Here is a 17,361-nt window from a genome sequence, read left to right on the forward strand (position 1 = left end):
TGGGATAATGTCATATTTCGGTTGTATTAATACGAATATTTGTACTTTAGAAAAAATACGTTCTAATCATAGGCAATGAGATTTATAAAATATTTTCTAATGGCATGCTTGTTTTCTCTTTCATGTCAGTCACAATCACAATCTCAAACAATTACCATAACTCCAAAGGAAGAGTTTTATGGAATTGATCAAGAGCATAAAATAATCGTATGGAATTTTAAGATAGAGGACTCTATAAAGTCTAATTCAGGTACTTTAAAGATTACTTTTGGCAAAGACTATACATTCTCGATAGCAGCACGCGAGTTATCGTACACCAAAAGTTATGATTTAATGCATAATGATACGATTTTCAAGGTATATAATTCAAAATTGCCGTTAATCAAAATAGTCACTACTCTTCCTGTAAAAGATGATCCAAAAGTCTCTTCACAATTTACATTTGCACATTATGATAGTACGAAGAAGGCAATTGCTGGTATTGAATATAGAGGAAATATTTCGTTGAAATTTCCCAAAAAATCTTATGATTTAGAATTCTGGAAGAACCCAGAAGAAGAAACATCAATTGATATCAAATTTGACGATTTGAGGGAGGATGACGATTGGATTTTAGATGGATTATACAACGAACCTCTTCGTTTACGATCTTATTTTTGTAGTAAATTATGGTTATCAATTCATAAACCTTATTATCTCGACCAAGAAAAGGATGCCAAAAGTGGTATTGATGTATTGTTTGCTGAAGTTTTTATAGATTCAAAATATATAGGGATCCATGCTCTAACCGAACAAGTAGATCGAAAACTGCTACAACTCAAAAAATACAAAAAAGGTGAAGTAAGGGGAGAATTGTTTAAGGCGGGTAGCTATGATGGAGCTCCATCATATAAGAAAGTGCCCAAGTACAAAAACTTATTTCCTCATTGGGCCGGGTATGAAATGGAATATCCACTAATAAACTATAAATCTCACTGGCAAGATGTCTATCGATTTACAAAATTTGTAATCAAATCCAAAGATCAGCTGTTTAAAAAGAAGGTTTCAAAAAAGTTTTATTTGGATAATGCTATCGATTATTTTCTTTTTATCAATCTCGTTAGGGCTACCGATAATTTAGGTAAGAATTTCTATGTGGCAAGGTATGATAAACATACACCATATTTTAATATACCCTGGGATCTGGATGGGGTTTTAGGGACTATTCAAGATGGGAAAAGGATTCCAACAACAGATGATATTTTAAGCAATGGATTATTTGATCGTTTAATAGAAATCAATCCTGATAATTACCGTCAAAGACTGAAAAATCGTTGGTTCACGCTTCGAAAAAAAGAATTTAGTAATGAATCTTTATTTAGAAGTATACAACAGACTTATAATGACTTTGAAAATAATAAAGTTTACGAGAGAGAAACTTTGGTTTGGCCATCAGAAATATCGTTACTAGATCATAAGAATTACATCGAGTCTTGGTTAAGCAATCGCCTTCAGTTTTTGGATACTTATTTTAAGAACTATTGAGTGAATAGGGCGTTGTAAAGAATGGTGATGTGCTTTTTAAGCAAAAAAATGAACTGTATCAATCAAAAGAGTTATCCTTTCTATCATATGCATTAACATCTCATCGCGTGGTGATCTATATTGCTAGAGGTAAAATGCAATATGTATCACTTTTCAAAACTTTTTTCAATATTAGCCTCTCTTTAGGGGCTTTAAATTACGTTATGGCTATTTCTGAGAGCATTCATCTTAAAAACAAAATAATACCACAGGTTATTGTAAACGAAGCAGGCACTGCTTTGTCTCATTATCCCGAGCTTGAAGAAGTAGCTATCGAATTTAAGTTTAAACCTTCCCTGAAGAAGTCTTTCATGAAAGCACAACCTAAATTCTCTACACTTTTTAAACCTAAGAAAAAGAGAAGCTACGTGATTTTGATGAGTGAAACCTTCAAAATTGATGGTTTGGAACTGCAGATTAAAGATATTCCAGAGAACGTAATGATTGGATGGCTGGGACACGAATTGGGACATATCATGGATTATCATAGAAGAAATAGTTTAAACCTAATTCTGTTTGGATTACGATATTCAATCTCTCAAAATTTTATTAGAGAAGCAGAGCGTGTTGCAGATACTTATGCCGTAACGCACTCGATGAAAGATTATATTTTGGACACAAAGAAATTTATTTTGAATAATAGTTCTTTATCAGAAAAATATAAAGCCAGAATTCGGCGATTATATCTATCTCCGGATGAAATTCTGCTTTTGGTTAAAGAACAAGAGACGAAATAATTTAAATTCGGAAAATACACAACTAACCGATCGATATTAACTAAAAAAGGACTAGAATGAAAGCTGTACTGGAAAAAGCTGAAGATTATATATTCGAACTCTTCAAAAACAAATTACCCAAGACCTATTTGTATCATAATTTCTTACATACGCAGCGGGTGGTAGAAAGCGTACAAGAGATTATTGAGAAATCAGATATTAATGATGAGGACTCTGAAATTTTACAACTTGCAGCTTGGTTTCATGATGCTGGCTACATCAATGGATCAGAAAATCATGAAAAAGAAAGTGCTAAAATTGCGAGACAATTTCTATCAGAAGAAGGAGTGCATAAAGAAAAAGTAGAAAAAATAGAAAACTGCATTCTGGCCACAAAATTTGGTAAAAAACCAAACAATTTTCTCGAAGAAATAATTAAAGATGCAGACAGTTCACACCTTGCTAAAGATTATTTTACAGAGGTAAGTGAGCTTCTACATCAAGAATTAGTTCTTCACGGTAAAGAAGAACAAACAGGAAGAGAATGGAGGGCCGAAAATGTAAAATTATTCTCTGAGCAGCACCAATACTATACCCGATATGCTGTAGAGAATTGGGAGCCAGAAAAAAATAAAAACCTACTTAGTTTATTAAAAAAGCAAAAAAAGAACAAAAAGAAACAAAAAAAAGAGGTAGTTAAAGCAAAGCTTAAAGCAAAATATAAAAATGAAAGTCCAGAAAGAGGGATTCAAACTTTATTCAGGGTAACATTAAGAAATCATATCAAGCTAAGTGATATTGCAGATACAAAGGCGAATATTTTACTTTCTGTGAATGCCATTATTATTTCACTGGCATTGGCTAATTTAATTCCAAAGTTAGATGCACCTTCAAATAGACATTTGATGATACCAAGTTTGGTATTGGTATTGTTTAGCGTGGCAGCGATTATTCTTTCTATTATGTCTACACAGCCAAATGTCACCGGAGGAGAATTCACAAAAGATCAAGTGAGAAAACGAAAGGTTAATTTATTGTTTTTTGGAAACTTTTTTAAAATGCCTTACGAAAAATATCAAGAAGCTATTGATGCGGTCATTAGTGACAAAGACTATGTGTACACGATGTTAACAAAAGACCTTTATCTTCTTGGTGTGGTACTTAAAAGAAAATATAAATTACTGAAGATCACATACATAGTGTTTACTGTGGGAATTATACTTTCAGTTATTGCATTTATTTTTGCATTTGCTAATGTAGAACTTGCAGAAAAGGTAGCAGAACCAATCATTTCAAAATAAAGGAAATTACTATGGCAATTATTGGATCATTAATAAAAGGAGCATTAGAGTTGAAAGGGGCTTTGTCCTCGGAGCCCAATCATTTGGAGGCGCAACAAAAAGTGCTTGAAGAACTACTAAAAACAGCGTCAGATACTGATTTTGGTAAGAAATATCTTTTTGAGTTTATTCTTCAATCAGATGATGTTCAAAAAAACTTTGCGCAAGAAGTGCCTTATTTTGATTATCACCAATTATATGAACAATGGTGGCATAAGGTAATTGATGGTCAAGAAAATGTTACCTGGCCGGGGAATCCAGATTATTTTGCATTAAGTTCTGGTACAACAGGTACTAAAAGCAAACGTATTCCTGTGACCAACGAAATGATAGAAGCTATTCGAAAAGCAGGAATCAAACAAGTTGAAGCATTATCCAATTTTGATTTATCTTCAGAATTTTTCGAAAAAGAAATTATGATGTTGGGTAGCTCTACAGATTTACAAGAAAAAGATGGCCATCTCGAAGGAGAAATTAGTGGAATTAGCGCTAGTAACATTCCATTTTGGTTTGAGGGATACTATAAACCAGGAAAAGAGATTGCCAAGATCGACGATTGGGATAAACGTGTACAACGAATTGCTGAAAAAGCAAAAAACTGGGATATAGGGGCACTAAGTGGCATCCCATCCTGGATGGAGCTGATGCTCCAGAAAGTAATAGAGCATCATAAAGTTGATACCATACACGATATTTGGCCTAATTTGCAAGTATATACTTCAGGGGGTGTAGCTTTTGCTCCTTATGAAAAGAGTTTCAATAATCTGCTAAGTCAACCAATTACTGTTATTGATACTTATCTGGCTTCTGAAGGTTTTATAGCCTATCAGGAACGACCAGAAACTGATGCGATGAAACTCATCACAGACAACGGCATCTATTTCGAGTTTGTTCCTTTTAAGCCAGATTACATCAATCAAGACGGTTCTTTAAAACAAGATGCTCCTTCTATCACACTAGCCGATGTCGAAACAGATCAAGATTATGTGCTATTAATTAGTACGGTTTCTGGCGCATGGAGATATATTATTGGCGATACTATAGAATTTACAGATGTAGAACGAGCAGAAATTAGAATAACAGGAAGAACTAAATTCTTTCTTAATGTAGTGGGTTCACAATTATCAGTAAATAAGATGAATGCAGCACTGCGGGAAATAGAACAAAAATTTGATATAGAGATTCCTGAGTTTACGCTTGCTGCTACTCGTATCAATGATGAGTTTCATCATCACTGGTATTTAGGTACAGAAACTTCGATTGAAAACGAGAGATTGTCTGAAGCCCTTGATGAGGTGCTTAAAGAAGCTAATAAAAATTACAAAGTTGCACGAAACAAGGCCTTAAAAGGTGTTCGGGTGACAACGGTACCATCTTCAATTTTTTCTGAATGGAGCGGGGCACAAAAGAAAAAAGGAGGACAAGTAAAAATGGAACGTGTCATGTCTGAAGAAAAGTTTACCGAGTGGGAAGCTTTTGTTTCTCAAAGTGTTTCCAACTAAAATTATTTCTATGAATTACAAATATATTACCTTACTTATACTTACTCTTCTACTGTCAAATTGTGCACTTTATGAACCAAAATACAGAGAACCCTTTGATGAGTCTATCGTACCCAAGGGCAAAGAAATTGAAAAAACTTTTTATTTAATTGGAGATGCCGGTTACGCACAAGCTGGTCAAAGTACTCCTGCTTTATTGGCACTAGAGAAATACCTTGAAAATCATAAACAAAAAGGAAATTATACCATCTTTTTGGGAGACAACATTTATCCGGATGGTATGCCAGAAGAGGGAGAAAAAGATAGAAAAATAGCTGAGCATAGATTGGATGCTCAAATCGATGCTGTCAAAAATTTTGACGGTCAGGTTTATTTTATACCGGGTAATCACGACTGGTATAACGAGGGTTTAAAAGGTTTAGAACGGGAAGAGAAATATTTTGAGGAGAAGCTCAAAGACAAGAAAGTGTTCAGACCCTCAAAAGGATGTGCACTAGAAAGCATTGCGATAACAGACAATATTCAATTAATTATTTTAGATTCACAGTGGTATCTCGAAGACTGGGATAAGCACCCTACAATCAATGATAATTGCCCCGAGATCAAAACCAGAGAGGCAATGTTTCTTGAGATAGAGAGTGAGTTGAAAAAAAATCAGGATAAAACCATTTTATTTACACTACATCACCCTTTATATACTAATGGTGTTCATGGTGGTAAATACGCGCCAGTAAAACACTTATATCCTTCCCAGAAGAAACTACCGCTACCCATATTAGGATCATTAGCAATGCAAATTCGAACCGCAGGTGGTGTTTCTACCCAAGATAATCAGAATAAGCAATATAAATCATTAGTTCAAAGATTATCAACCATTGCTAAGGGAGCAAACCGTGTTATTTTCGCTTCGGGCCATGAGCATTCGATACAATACATAGAGCATGAGGGAGTTAAACAAATTGTCTCAGGAGCAGGAGCTAAAAACTCATATGCTACACTAAGTAATGACGGGCTTTTTGCATATGGCGGACAGGGATTCGTAAGATTAGATATTTATAAAGACGGCTCCTCCTGGGCTTCGTATTATGGAAGTAAAAATAACGAACCCAACCTACTTTACAGAAAAGAAATTTATAAAGAAATATCAACATACGATCTTTCATCCATTCCAGAAGTTACGCAACAAATTGTTCAAGCTTCGGTATATGAAGAAGAAGATACCGATAGAACGGGATTTTATGAGAGTATTTGGGGGGATCACTACCGCGATTTGTACGGAAAGAAAATTCAAGCCAAAGTCGCTATATTAGATACATTATATGGAGGATTGGAAGTTGTAAGGAAAGGAGGGGGTCATCAAACCAGATCTTTAAGATTACAAGACAAACAAGGCAAACAATATAATATGAGAGCTCTTAAGAAGAGTGGAGTTAAATTTTTGCAGTCTACGGTTTTTCGCAATAATTATGTCGAGGAGTCTCTTGAAGATACTGTTTCAGAAGATATTTTGCTGGATTTTTACACAGCAAGCCATCCCTACATTTTTAAAGTTATTCCCGAATTATCCGATGCAGTTGATGTTTTTCACACCAATCCTGAGGTATATTATGTTCCAAAACAAAAGGCTCTGGGGAAATATAATGTTGATCATGGGGGAGAATTGTATATGATTGAAGAGCGTCCAGAAGAAAACCATAAAGATTTGGCTTCATTTGGTAAACCCGACGACATAGAAAGTACTTCTGATGTTTATGAGCGTTTACGAAGAGATGAAAAATATAAAATTGATGAATCTGCATATATCAGGGCAAGAGTTTTTGATATGTTGATCGGCGATTGGGACCGTCATCAAGATCAATGGAGATGGGCAGAATATGAATTAGAAAACGGAGATCACATTTTCAAACCTATTCCCCGCGATCGGGATCAGGCATTTTCTAATTTTGATGGAGGGTTTTTAGGAACTTTAAGAGGATTAATGGGATTTGCAAATCAATTTCAGGTCTATGATGAAGAACTTAAGGATGTAAAATGGATTAACGCCTCTGCTACCAGATTAGATCGTACATTGATTAGAAACAGTGGGAGAGAGGAATGGCTTAGACAAGCAAAATATATTCAGGATAATCTTACGGATACAGCAATCGAAAATGCTTTTGAAAATATTCCTCCTGAAGCTAAAGGCGAAGATCTCAATAATATCAAGAAAAACTTAAAAGGGAGACGCCAAAATATTGTAGATATCGCAGATAGATATTATGATTATCTTACAAGCTTGTCCATAGTTACAGGTACCGATAAGGATGATTTTTTTGATATACAGCGAATGAAAGATGGAAAAACCAGAATAGTTGTTTCGAGAATAAAAGATGGAAAAAAGGGAACCGTCGTAAGCGACAAAACATTTAATAAGCAGGAAACTAAAGAAATCTGGATCTACGGCTTAGACGATGACGATGTCTTTGAGTCTACTGGAAAAGGAGATAACCCAATTCGAATCAATATTATTGGTGGACAAAATAATGACATCTACCGATTTAATCAAGGAAGAAAGATTGCTGTTTACGACCATAAAAGTAAACCCAATACTGTCGAGAAAAAGGGTCGAGCCAAAATTCGATTTACAGACAATTATCAGATTAATAACTTCGATAAAAACGAAGATGTATTAACTGCTTCGTCTGTATTGCCGGTTATAGGTTTTAATCCAGATGATGGTATAAGAATAGGCCCAATGGCAGTTTACACCATAAATGGTTTTCATCGAAATCCTTTTTCTTCTAGTCACGCTTTTTCAGGTGGTTATTATTTTGCAACTCAAGGTTTTGATCTTGGCTATCGTGGAGAATTTGCAGGTATACTGGGCGATTACAATTTATTAGTGGGTGCAAAGTACACGAGTCCTAATTTTGCGGTTAACTTTTTTGGGTTCGGAAACGAAACTGAAAATAATCAAGATGAGCTGGATTTTGATTATAATCGTGTAAAATTAAGCACGTATAGTGCTTCTTTAGGAGCAGTTAAAAATGGTCGTTTAGGAAGCTATTTTGAATATAAAGGAACCGTAGAAGGTATAAGAGTAGACGACACACCAGATCGCTTTATTACTATCGAGGCAAACTTACAAGATCCTGAGGCATTCGATCGAAAGTGGTTTGCAGGCTTGGATGGAACCTATCGATATGAAAGTTATGACGTGGTAGTTAATCCCACTAGTGGTATGAAATTTGAAATCAATGTGGGTGGACGAATGAATCTCGAGAATAGCGAAAGAACTTTTGGATACATCAAACCACACCTGGGTTTTTATAATGCCCTAACCAATAATCGTAAACTCGTATTGAAAACTGCTGCACAAGGTCAGTTCAATATTGGCGAGAATTATGAGTTTTATCAGGCTGCACAGTTGGGAGATGATAACTTGCTAAGGGGGTATAGAACAGAACGTTTTTCAGGACAATCCTCTTTGGCCGGAAGTGCAGATATTCGATACAGTTTTGAACAATTTAAAACTCGAATTTTACCATTGCAAATTGGAATATTTGCCGGGGCAGACACTGGAAGAGTTTGGCTAGCTGATAATGACACATCAGATAAATGGAATAGTGATTACGGTGGCGGCTTCTGGATAAACAGCGCTGATGCCATGAGTGGAACCTTTAATCTCTTTGCGGGTGATGATGGAGCCAGATTCTCATTTTCTTTTGCATTTAAATTCTAAATACAATTCATGGATACTAAATATATTCTACTTTTTGCTTTTTCTTGTTTTGTTATGGCGATGCAATCTCAGGTGTCTGATCTTGCCAGATTAGAATATACTTATTTTCCACAACGTAGTAGCGATAATTCTTTCAGGAGATTGAGAGTTTTTGCAAAATATCCAATAAGGTTGAATGATAAAGGGAGTTACCTGGTCCCAGGAATTGAATACAGAAATGTAAATTTTATTTATAGAGATGCAACGTTTTTTGAAACGAATGACTTAGAGCGTTTTAGTTCATTTACCGGAAGTCTGATTTATACGTTTAAAATGAACAATGATTGGCGTTTTGTAGCACAAACAGGGGTTATTGTTGCTTCTAATTTTGAAGGAGATGGAATTAATGCTGATGACACAATACTTACGGGAGCGTTATTATTTCTAAAAGATAAAACTGATGAAACAGTCCCAAAACCATGGCGATTAATTTTTGGAGTACGCTATTCTACAACTGCCGGAAGACCTTTTCCGCTACCTTTTATCAATTACTATCGGGAATTTCGCCCTAATTGGTCATACGTGATAGGGGTTCCAAAAACTAATATCAAGTATACTTTCAAAGAGAAAAACGTTATTCAAGGTTTCATGACGTTAGATGGTTTTTTTGCTAATATTCAAAACAATAAAAATTTTACCGACCCACAAACGGCAGAAGAGAGAACTGCAAACAATATTTCTATGACGATAGTACTTGCAGGATTGGGCTATGAACGATATCTCACAAATCATTTAGTAGTATATTCCTATGCAGGGTTTACAGTAGTAAATGATATACGTTTACGAAACAATGATCAGGAAGATGTATTGACCATAAATGATCAAAATAGCCTGTACATTCGCGCAGGGATAAAACTCAAAATATAGAAGAAATTATTTTTATATTTCAAATATACACAAGAAGAATTATTAAAATCATGTGTTACTCTACATTTGGCAATTTTGAACTTTTGTATGCTCCCGCAACACCTAACAATGATAAAGCCAGTATCACTCCTTCAACAGATACTATAGAAGCTAATGCACTAATTCCCCCGGTGATTAGCAGTATAATTCCAATTAAGGTATTACTTACCGCAACATAATCGGTTCTTTTGTTACCACCTGCCATATCCAGTATGTACGTTTTGCGTCCCAATCTTACTCCGTTATGAGCAATACCTAAAACAAAAAAAGCAATTGGATAAAGCCAATATTGTTGTCTTAAAACAGGAAAAAAACTTATGATTAAAAATATTAAAATTCCTAATACCGACGTAATAATTGCACCAATAGACATTACTTTTTTACTTGAAACATCTGCCATTCTACCCCAAATTGGCGCGCTAACTATAGACGCAATACCATTGGCAAGGATAAAGAGTCCCAGTAGATAACTTTCTTTACCTAAGTAGGTTTGAGCTAGCAAAACATAAAAAGGAGCGGTTAACGCAGAGCATAATAGCAAAGATCTTGAGATGATAAAATTTCTAAAATTAGGATCAGTTTTAAGAATACTTATTTTGGCAATAGCTTCACTAAGACCATTTTGACCACCAGAGGTTTCTCCAGGAAATTCTTTGATATTTGCATAGACAATAGCCGAGATAAGCCACATACATCCAGCAAAAAAGATAATACTGCTATAAAACTCTATATTTTGCTCTTGCTTCGATTTGTAAATCATGAACAACCCTGCAAAAAGCACTAATATTCCGGATACAGCAACAGTGTATCCTTTGAGTTTACCCCTTCTCGTTTTAGGTATAGTTTTACCCAGCACATCTTTTGAGGATATAGAACAAAGACCTCTGGATAGGCTAAATACTATTAATAAGATAATGATTAACCAACCCGCTTTTGAACCATCAAAATTCATTGCAACAACTCCTATTGCCGAAATAGACAAAAATTGGAGAAGTGATCCTAATACCCAAACCCACTTTCTAATTTCTTTTTTTCGGATATAGCTGGATATAATTATCTGCGGTAGCATAGATCCAGATTCTCTTATAGGTACTATAAAGCTTATAAGGTATACGGGAGCCTGCACATAACTCATTACCCATGCAAGTACAGTCTTTGGATTGCTAAGCGTGTCTCCCAATTTTGTAAAGATGTTACTCAACAGAATTAAGAAATAGTTTTTAGGAGTGTACCTACAAGCATTCTCGTCGATATCTTTGCAGATACGGGCATCTTCCTCTTCATTAATAAAATCGTATAGTCTTTCAATAGTATTCATGCTTTAATTTATGGGTTATCTACTTTTTAACTCAGAATGATCGTAAGATATAATTTTCTAAAATTTTATTTTCTATAATATTGAATAATTAAAGGCCTACTATGTACTAGTAGGCCTTCTATTCATCAATGCTTTTTTGAATATTATTCTTTAGAACATAAATCCAACACCAGCTGAAAATGTCGAATTATGTGCATCAGAATCTTCCACCACCTCTGATACTCCGTACGTATATCTCGCCTGGATAAAAAATCCTCCAGTTAATTTAAACTCTGCCCCGGCAGCTAGCTGAAAATCAAAGTCCTTAATAGAGTCGGTGTCAAAATCCCCACCATCTCCTGTAGGATCGGTATCTATTTCTTCATTGATTTTAAAACCAAACTGAGGGCCTGCGTGGATATTTAAACCGTCAATCAAGTAAATTTTTGCTAAAAGTGGTACTTGGATGTAATCAATCTGGAATTCTGCTTCAGGGGTAACAATGACACCTGCAAAAGTAGTCTCTTCAATATCAAATCCTTGTCCAGAGTAAAATACTTCGCCCTGTAGCGCGAATTTCTCTGTTACAAATGTCTCTGCCACAAGTCCTGCGTAAAAGCTGGTTCGCGAATTTGGATCTTCAAAATCATCTCCTGTAATTGTAGCGAAATTAACCCCTGCTCGTGCTCCAAACTGAAATCTGTTTTCCACTTCTTGTGCAAATGATACTACACCGCATAAAAGAAAAGTAAATAATAAGGCTGTTTTTTTCATCATTGTATGTTTTTGTTTATAATTTTTGTTTGATCAAAATTATATCGAACTCATAGTAATGATTGACCCAAAAAACCCCGTTTTTAACTCATTAAGTAGTAGTCTTAAGGTTTAACAAAATTTAAGAAATATAATTCTAGAAGTTGTTTTTGATGGATAAGAGTATGTATAACTTTTTTTGAGAAAAGACATGAATTGCTTAAACTATCAAGATTCAGGGTACTTACCTTAATCATGTTTTTCATTTGAACTCAAAAAAGTTTAGATACGATTCCTGATCATGGTATATTAGTTAAGATGTATATCATAACAAAGGGCTAAAGAATCTTGCAATACCTTCAGACAACTTCTGTCTTAAGGGGCGATTTTTATAAGTTTCATAATCAAGAAGTATACTTTCTTTACAATCTTTAATAAAATCTTCACAAATACTTTCTGTAACTTCTTTATCGTAAATTAAAGCATTGGTTTCAAAATTGTGCTCAAAACTTCTGTGATCGAAATTTCCGGATCCAACAGAAGCGATTTCACCATCCATAACGATGACTTTACTATGTAGAAAATCATTTTTCTGTTGATAGATTTCTATTCCTAAGAACAATAATTCTTGAAAAAATGAAAGCATACTATGTTTTGCCAGCCAAGAATCTGATTTTTTAGGGACTAACAACTTAATTTGTACACCGCTTAATGCAGCTATTCTGAGTGCTTCCAGCATCGCGCTATTTGGAATGAAGTATGGATTAGAAATATAAATATACTCTTCGGCCAAATTAATCATTTTAATGTACTGTTGCATAATAGAAGGATGATCGGCATCAGGTCCTCCAGCCACTATTTGTACTGCAACATCACCTTGTTTTTCAATATCTGGAAGGTACTTGTCTTTTAATAATAATTCCTGATCGCTGGCAAAATAATAATCTTTAATAAAAACGCGATGTAGACTATCTACTGCCGGACCCTTCAGGTATACATGAGTATCATCCCATATACCGAGTTCTGAATCAGATTTAATATACTTATCAGAAATATTAACACCACCAGTAAAACCAACTTTACCATCGATTACTATAATTTTTCTATGGTTGCGATAATTTAAAGTAAATAAAAAGCTGCCAAAATGAAGTGGCATTATGGGGTATACTTTTGCTCCAATATCTCGAAATTTCTTCTTCGCTTTTTTTCGTAATGAGTAGCTTCCTATGGCGTCATAAAGAATTCTTACTTCGACCTTGTTTTCGAGTTTTTCCTTTAATAAGGAATACAGCTTGTTAAACAATTCTCCTTCTTCAAAAATATAGTATTGCAGATGTATAAATTTTTCTGCTTTTTGTAATTCTTCAAAAATAATATCAAAAGTCTCTTTTCCATTATGTAATACTTTGACGTCGTTGGCAGGTTGAGTAGCAAAATTGGAGCTGTTTCGTAATAATTCAGATAATTTTGTGTTTTTTTTATTTTCAAACTCAACCTTTTGTTCTTTAACGAATTGATCTCTGAATTTTTTATCATACAAACGTCTTTTTACAGTTTCTTTAAGCTTGAAAAGTTTGAATCTTCTTCGGTTGATACCAAAAGTGATATATAATAAAATACCAATAAATGGAAATATTAAAACAATGAGCAGCCAGCTCAGCGATTTGGTTGGTCTTGAGCTGTATAATATAATATGTACTATTGCTAAAAGAGTAAGAATTACATAGATACTAATGGTGATGATCATGTCTGCTGTTCTTTATATTGTTTATGATTTTACCGGTAATTTTAAATGAGTCATCATTTATCGGTATCGCATTACGTAAATCGGATATCGTGTTATATTTTTAATAAAATTAAAAATTTAAATACTATGGGAATCATCTCTACCGATAAAAATAAAATTACACTTATATATAATTCAGAAACCTCTTTGGGTAAGCAAACTTATGGTTATGTGAGTGCTTCTAAAAAAGATATTTTGGCAGTTGATACGTCGAAAACTAATATTCCTGGGACCCAGTGGATAGAAATTGCAAATAACTTAGGCATTCAAATTTCTGAATTGGTTAACAAAGAACATCCAAATTTTCAAGAATCCTATAGTGCCAATGTCAAATTGGAAACGAACGATTGGTTAAAAGTTCTAGATAATCACCCAGAGGTTGTCGCAAATCCTATTTTGATTTTAGACGAAAAGTTTTATCAAATTGAAAATCCTTCAGACTTTGTGAAATATATGGACCCTGATAGTGCCGGTGTCTCAAGAAACCCTGCAAAGAAAAAAGAGAAGTGATTTTTTTACTTCTCTTTTTTTTCTGTGATCGTACTCTTCTCTAGATTGGGCTGATTAGGGTTTTTAGTCGGTTTTCCTAAATCTGTGAGAGGTTTTTTTCTTTCTTTTTGTTTAAATTTTCTTTCCATGATTTTGTATTTATTTGAGCTAAAATTATTTAAGTAAATAGTGATGTCATTTATAATTCTTAGTTACCCACAAGGATTAAATATACATACACGCACATAAAGGTAAACAGTGCAGCAAATAAGCATATTGCAGTCTTAAAGACTATTTTGGTGCTAATTTTGTTGGATTGGCTCATATTGAGATGTTTTTTTGGTTCAAAATGATTTGATTGGTTAAGAAAACCAGGTAACCTCATGCCTGTTTACCTGGTTTTTTCCAAAATTTTCTCCTTACTTACTTTTGTTTAATTATCATCTGTTGCATCTTCCACGGCATCTTCCACTTCTTCTGCGCTTTCTTCTACAGCATCTTCTACTTTTTCTCCAGTGCTTTTCTTTTCTCTACAGCTTATGGTGGTAGCCATTATAAGGAGAGCGGTTGCCAATACTAATGTTATTTTTTTCATGGTTTATTAATTTATGGTTAGTTATGCTTTAAATCTTTTCCCGAATATGAGGGATAAAATAAAAAGTACAATAAAAATGAAGAATAAGATTTTTGCAATGCTGGCAGCTCCTGCAGCAATACCACCAAACCCCAAAACTCCAGCTACCAAAGCTAAAACGATAAAGATAATTGTCCAACGTAACATAGTTTGTAATTATTTAGTTATTAAAAAGTCTCTTCTGATTAAGAGTGATTTGATTATCAAATCTTTTCATGATAAATTTCTTTAAATCTACGAAGAGTCCTTAGCTGTATCAAACGTTTTGTTGACTCCTTTGCTTTATTAGAAAATAGGTACTGTAAACTTCCAAAATTAAATGTATCTTTAATACAAGCAACCACCAACAGAGCTTCATGAAAAAGAAAATCGTAATACAAGATCATAACGTAAGTAATATAATTGAAGAGTTTGCAGATAGTCTCGGTGTTGATTATGAAAATTCTAATCATGAATGTTGTGTGCAATTGCCAGAAGAATTTGGTTCGGGATATATGCGTTCTTTTCAATTTGATTTTGGCGTTGGGGTTGTTGAAACTGATTATTTATTGAAAAAAGACTTTTTTTACGAATTAAAGAAGGGGGTGGTTCATCCCTTAAAGATTATTTTTAATAGAGAATCCGGTTTTTATCATAAATTTGAGAATGACCAAGAGTTTCAGGAAATAAGGCGTTTAGAGAACACCATGCTATCCAGTACTCCTAAAAATAATCATATTTTTAAGATTCCGGCACATACTCCTATTTGTATTTTTAGTTTAGAGATTAACAGGAAGAAGTTTGAACAAAAAATAGAATCCTTTCTTCCAAATATGAATGAAGACCTCATTGAATTATTTAGAGATATAAATGGAATCAATCAATTTTTCTATAAGAATTATTATAGTCTCGATGTCGCTAAATTTATTTCTGAATTTACTGAATGCGAACTCACGGGTTTTATGCGGCAAGTTTATCTGGAAGGTAAGGCGTATGAAATTTTAACCCACCAGTTGAAACAATACCTGGATGATTTAAACGAACCAGATAAGCGATTAATTTTGCGCCAAACAACTATTGAAAGTATAGAAGAAGCAGTAACTATTATTAAAGAAGAAATTGAAAGTATAGATAATATCGTAAATCTAGCTAAACGAGTAGGTTTAAATCAAAATACGCTTCAAAACGGATTTAAGCAACTATATGGTACTTCGGTAAATGAATATATCAAGAATTATAGGATAGAAACTGCAAAAAATCTTATGGAATCTTCAGATTTAAATATTACCGAAATCACGTATAGGGTAGGAATCAACTCCAGGAGTTATTTTTCAAAATTATTCAAGAAACGCTTTGGTGTAAATCCAAAACAATATCTTGACCAGGTGAGAAATAGGGAGCAGGATACTCAATCAGCCTAATTGCTTTGAGATCAAAATAATATCTTATTGAGCACCTATAATGATTAGAATTAGTGTAAAATTTTCTTATCTAAACTGACCAAAAGTGTTAGTATATGTTTCAAAATTGTCAATCTGTTTAACGTAAATCTGTTTTTTTTGTACAAAACAAAAAATAGCATATAGATTTTAGTAGCAAAATGCAAAAGATTGAAATAAATAGTGTAGATGGTGCCGAGATTTTAAAGCAATTAAATCGTCATTTAAATGGTGAACTAACACAACGATGGGGAGAACACATCCTAGAGTTTAATAATGAATTAGGAGTTGGGATAGTTCGAACAATAGCCTTTGATTGGGGGGTTTCTCTGGTAGATTATGATGTTAATTTTGTTGAAGATACTAAAATCATTTTCAATATTGAGAATGCAAATCCGGTAGAGTTTATATTTATATCAGAAGGAAAACTTGAATATATTAATGATTCAGAAGAGCGACCACTTACGTTTGAACGATATCAGAATATTATTATATCGACCAAAAAGCTTTCCAAAGAAACTTATGTTTTCCCAAAGGCGGCATCGGTTAAGGTTAATTTTATATATGTATTGCCTAATGAATATGCTAAGAAAAAGAATAATAATTTGTCTTATTTGAGTGAGAGCTTATTTTCTGCCTTTACAGAAGAAAATAAAAATTCACCATATAAACATTATGGTAATTTCAATTTAAAAATTGCCGATCAAATTAAACAGTTACACGATAGTCATGAGAGCGGTATTGTTCGAACATTATCCATTGAGGGGCAACTCAACCTGATTTTGGCAATGCAAATGCTCGAACATAGCAATTATGAAAATGGTCGGGCACTGCCAGAATCTTTGTCAAAAGAAGATATCAAAAAAATTCATAATTTATCAGGATATATCATTGATAATATTTCTGAGCCTCTATCTGTGAGTGCTCTAGCCACAAGAGTTGGTCTAAGTCCTAAGAAACTACAACTTGGTTTTAAAGTTTTATATTCCAAATCGGTCAATGAATATGTCCGTCAATTAAAACTCGAAATCGCCAGGGATTATATCAAGAATACCAATTACTCCATCTCTGAGATTGTTTATAATATTGGTTTTAAAAGTAGGAGTTACTTTTCGAAGATTTTTTTTGAGCGCTACGGAATTCTACCAACCGACTACAGAAAGAAAATTAAGGCTTAGTGATGGCGTTAATAAATTA

General features: G+C 33.9%; 15 protein-coding genes. 9 read left to right on the top strand and 6 right to left on the bottom strand.

Annotated features, from left to right (window positions below):
* Positions 1-99: 99 nt before the first annotated feature.
* From ACFSJT_RS14650 to ACFSJT_RS14675, 6 genes are read left to right on the top strand one after another with little or no spacing between them, the layout of a single operon-like run.
* Positions 100-1,524 (top strand): CotH kinase family protein, encoded by a 1,425-nt coding sequence (locus ACFSJT_RS14650; protein ID WP_378321045.1) that lies wholly within the window; start codon positions 100-102, stop codon positions 1,522-1,524.
* Between the two features lie 29 nt (positions 1,525-1,553).
* A complete protein-coding gene (locus ACFSJT_RS14655) occupies positions 1,554-2,300 on the top strand; it encodes a hypothetical protein (protein WP_378321046.1) in 747 nt (248 codons plus the stop codon).
* 56 nt (positions 2,301-2,356) lie between these two features.
* Positions 2,357-3,580: a Pycsar system effector family protein gene (locus ACFSJT_RS14660; protein WP_378321047.1), complete on the top strand. Its 1,224-nt coding sequence runs from the start codon at positions 2,357-2,359 to the stop codon at positions 3,578-3,580.
* 11 nt (positions 3,581-3,591) lie between these two features.
* Positions 3,592-5,121, top strand: a complete 1,530-nt coding sequence (locus ACFSJT_RS14665; RefSeq protein ID WP_378321048.1) for a GH3 family acyl-acid amido synthetase — start codon at positions 3,592-3,594, stop codon at positions 5,119-5,121.
* Between the two features lie 10 nt (positions 5,122-5,131).
* The gene (locus tag ACFSJT_RS14670; protein WP_378321049.1) at positions 5,132-8,842 is read left to right on the top strand and encodes a metallophosphoesterase; all 3,711 of its coding nucleotides are present in this window, start codon (positions 5,132-5,134) and stop codon (positions 8,840-8,842) included.
* 9 nt (positions 8,843-8,851) lie between these two features.
* On the top strand, positions 8,852-9,748 hold the full coding sequence (locus tag ACFSJT_RS14675) for a hypothetical protein (RefSeq protein WP_378321050.1): 897 nt from the start codon (positions 8,852-8,854) through the stop codon (positions 9,746-9,748).
* A 55-nt stretch (positions 9,749-9,803) separates the two neighbouring features.
* Here ACFSJT_RS14675 and ACFSJT_RS14680 read toward each other — a convergent pair whose 3' ends face one another.
* The 3 genes from ACFSJT_RS14680 to cls form a co-directional block, all read right to left on the bottom strand.
* On the bottom strand, positions 9,804-11,105 hold the full coding sequence (locus ACFSJT_RS14680; RefSeq protein WP_378321051.1) for an MFS transporter: 1,302 nt from the start codon (positions 11,103-11,105) through the stop codon (positions 9,804-9,806).
* Between the two features lie 150 nt (positions 11,106-11,255).
* On the bottom strand, positions 11,256-11,858 hold the full coding sequence (locus ACFSJT_RS14685) for a porin family protein (RefSeq protein WP_378321053.1): 603 nt from the start codon (positions 11,856-11,858) through the stop codon (positions 11,256-11,258).
* A 304-nt stretch (positions 11,859-12,162) separates the two neighbouring features.
* Positions 12,163-13,584 (bottom strand): cardiolipin synthase, encoded by a 1,422-nt coding sequence (gene cls, locus ACFSJT_RS14690; protein WP_378321054.1) that lies wholly within the window; start codon positions 13,582-13,584, stop codon positions 12,163-12,165.
* Between the two features lie 126 nt (positions 13,585-13,710).
* Here cls and ACFSJT_RS14695 point away from each other — a divergent pair, with 126 nt between their 5' ends.
* Positions 13,711-14,133, top strand: a complete 423-nt coding sequence (locus ACFSJT_RS14695; RefSeq protein WP_378321055.1) for an arsenate reductase family protein — start codon at positions 13,711-13,713, stop codon at positions 14,131-14,133.
* Positions 14,134-14,138: 5 nt separating this feature from the next.
* On the opposite strand, the gene ACFSJT_RS14700 is transcribed toward ACFSJT_RS14695, so the two are convergent.
* The 3 genes from ACFSJT_RS14700 to ACFSJT_RS14710 form a co-directional block, all read right to left on the bottom strand.
* Positions 14,139-14,261: a hypothetical protein gene (locus ACFSJT_RS14700; protein ID WP_378321056.1), complete on the bottom strand. Its 123-nt coding sequence runs from the start codon at positions 14,259-14,261 to the stop codon at positions 14,139-14,141.
* 284 nt (positions 14,262-14,545) lie between these two features.
* Positions 14,546-14,686, bottom strand: coding sequence for a hypothetical protein (locus ACFSJT_RS14705; RefSeq protein WP_378321057.1), 141 nt, complete (start codon positions 14,684-14,686; stop codon positions 14,546-14,548).
* Positions 14,687-14,728: 42 nt separating this feature from the next.
* The gene (locus ACFSJT_RS14710; RefSeq protein WP_378321058.1) at positions 14,729-14,893 is read right to left on the bottom strand and encodes a DUF1328 domain-containing protein; all 165 of its coding nucleotides are present in this window, start codon (positions 14,891-14,893) and stop codon (positions 14,729-14,731) included.
* Between the two features lie 209 nt (positions 14,894-15,102).
* Between ACFSJT_RS14710 and ACFSJT_RS14715 the strand changes: the two genes are divergently transcribed.
* Both ACFSJT_RS14715 and ACFSJT_RS14720 read left to right on the top strand, forming a co-directional pair.
* Complete coding sequence (locus tag ACFSJT_RS14715; RefSeq protein ID WP_378321059.1) at positions 15,103-16,146, top strand: helix-turn-helix domain-containing protein; 1,044 nt, start codon at positions 15,103-15,105, stop codon at positions 16,144-16,146.
* Between the two features lie 179 nt (positions 16,147-16,325).
* Positions 16,326-17,342, top strand: coding sequence for an AraC family transcriptional regulator (locus ACFSJT_RS14720; protein ID WP_378321061.1), 1,017 nt, complete (start codon positions 16,326-16,328; stop codon positions 17,340-17,342).
* The last annotated feature ends 19 nt before the right edge of the window (positions 17,343-17,361 follow it).

The organism is Aquimarina celericrescens (assembly GCF_042682765.1).
In the GTDB taxonomy this organism is placed as follows: Bacteria; Bacteroidota; Bacteroidia; order Flavobacteriales; family Flavobacteriaceae; genus Aquimarina; species Aquimarina celericrescens.

Bases quoted from the DNA above. Each gene is read 5' to 3' on its own strand.
- ACFSJT_RS14650 (WP_378321045.1), top strand. From the start codon at position 100: ATGGCATGCTTGTTTTCTCTTTCATGTCAGTCACAATCACAATCTCAA.
- ACFSJT_RS14660 (WP_378321047.1), top strand. From the start codon at position 2,357: ATGAAAGCTGTACTGGAAAAAGCTGAAGATTATATATTCGAACTCTTC.
- ACFSJT_RS14665 (WP_378321048.1), top strand. From the start codon at position 3,592: ATGGCAATTATTGGATCATTAATAAAAGGAGCATTAGAGTTGAAAGGG.
- ACFSJT_RS14670 (WP_378321049.1), top strand. From the start codon at position 5,132: ATGAATTACAAATATATTACCTTACTTATACTTACTCTTCTACTGTCA.
- ACFSJT_RS14675 (WP_378321050.1), top strand. From the start codon at position 8,852: ATGGATACTAAATATATTCTACTTTTTGCTTTTTCTTGTTTTGTTATG.
- ACFSJT_RS14680 (WP_378321051.1), bottom strand. From the start codon at position 11,105: ATGAATACTATTGAAAGACTATACGATTTTATTAATGAAGAGGAAGAT.
- ACFSJT_RS14685 (WP_378321053.1), bottom strand. From the start codon at position 11,858: ATGAAAAAAACAGCCTTATTATTTACTTTTCTTTTATGCGGTGTAGTA.
- cls (WP_378321054.1), bottom strand. From the start codon at position 13,584: ATGATCATCACCATTAGTATCTATGTAATTCTTACTCTTTTAGCAATA.
- ACFSJT_RS14695 (WP_378321055.1), top strand. From the start codon at position 13,711: ATGGGAATCATCTCTACCGATAAAAATAAAATTACACTTATATATAAT.
- ACFSJT_RS14700 (WP_378321056.1), bottom strand. From the start codon at position 14,261: ATGGAAAGAAAATTTAAACAAAAAGAAAGAAAAAAACCTCTCACAGAT.
- ACFSJT_RS14710 (WP_378321058.1), bottom strand. From the start codon at position 14,893: ATGTTACGTTGGACAATTATCTTTATCGTTTTAGCTTTGGTAGCTGGA.
- ACFSJT_RS14715 (WP_378321059.1), top strand. From the start codon at position 15,103: ATGAAAAAGAAAATCGTAATACAAGATCATAACGTAAGTAATATAATT.
- ACFSJT_RS14720 (WP_378321061.1), top strand. From the start codon at position 16,326: ATGCAAAAGATTGAAATAAATAGTGTAGATGGTGCCGAGATTTTAAAG.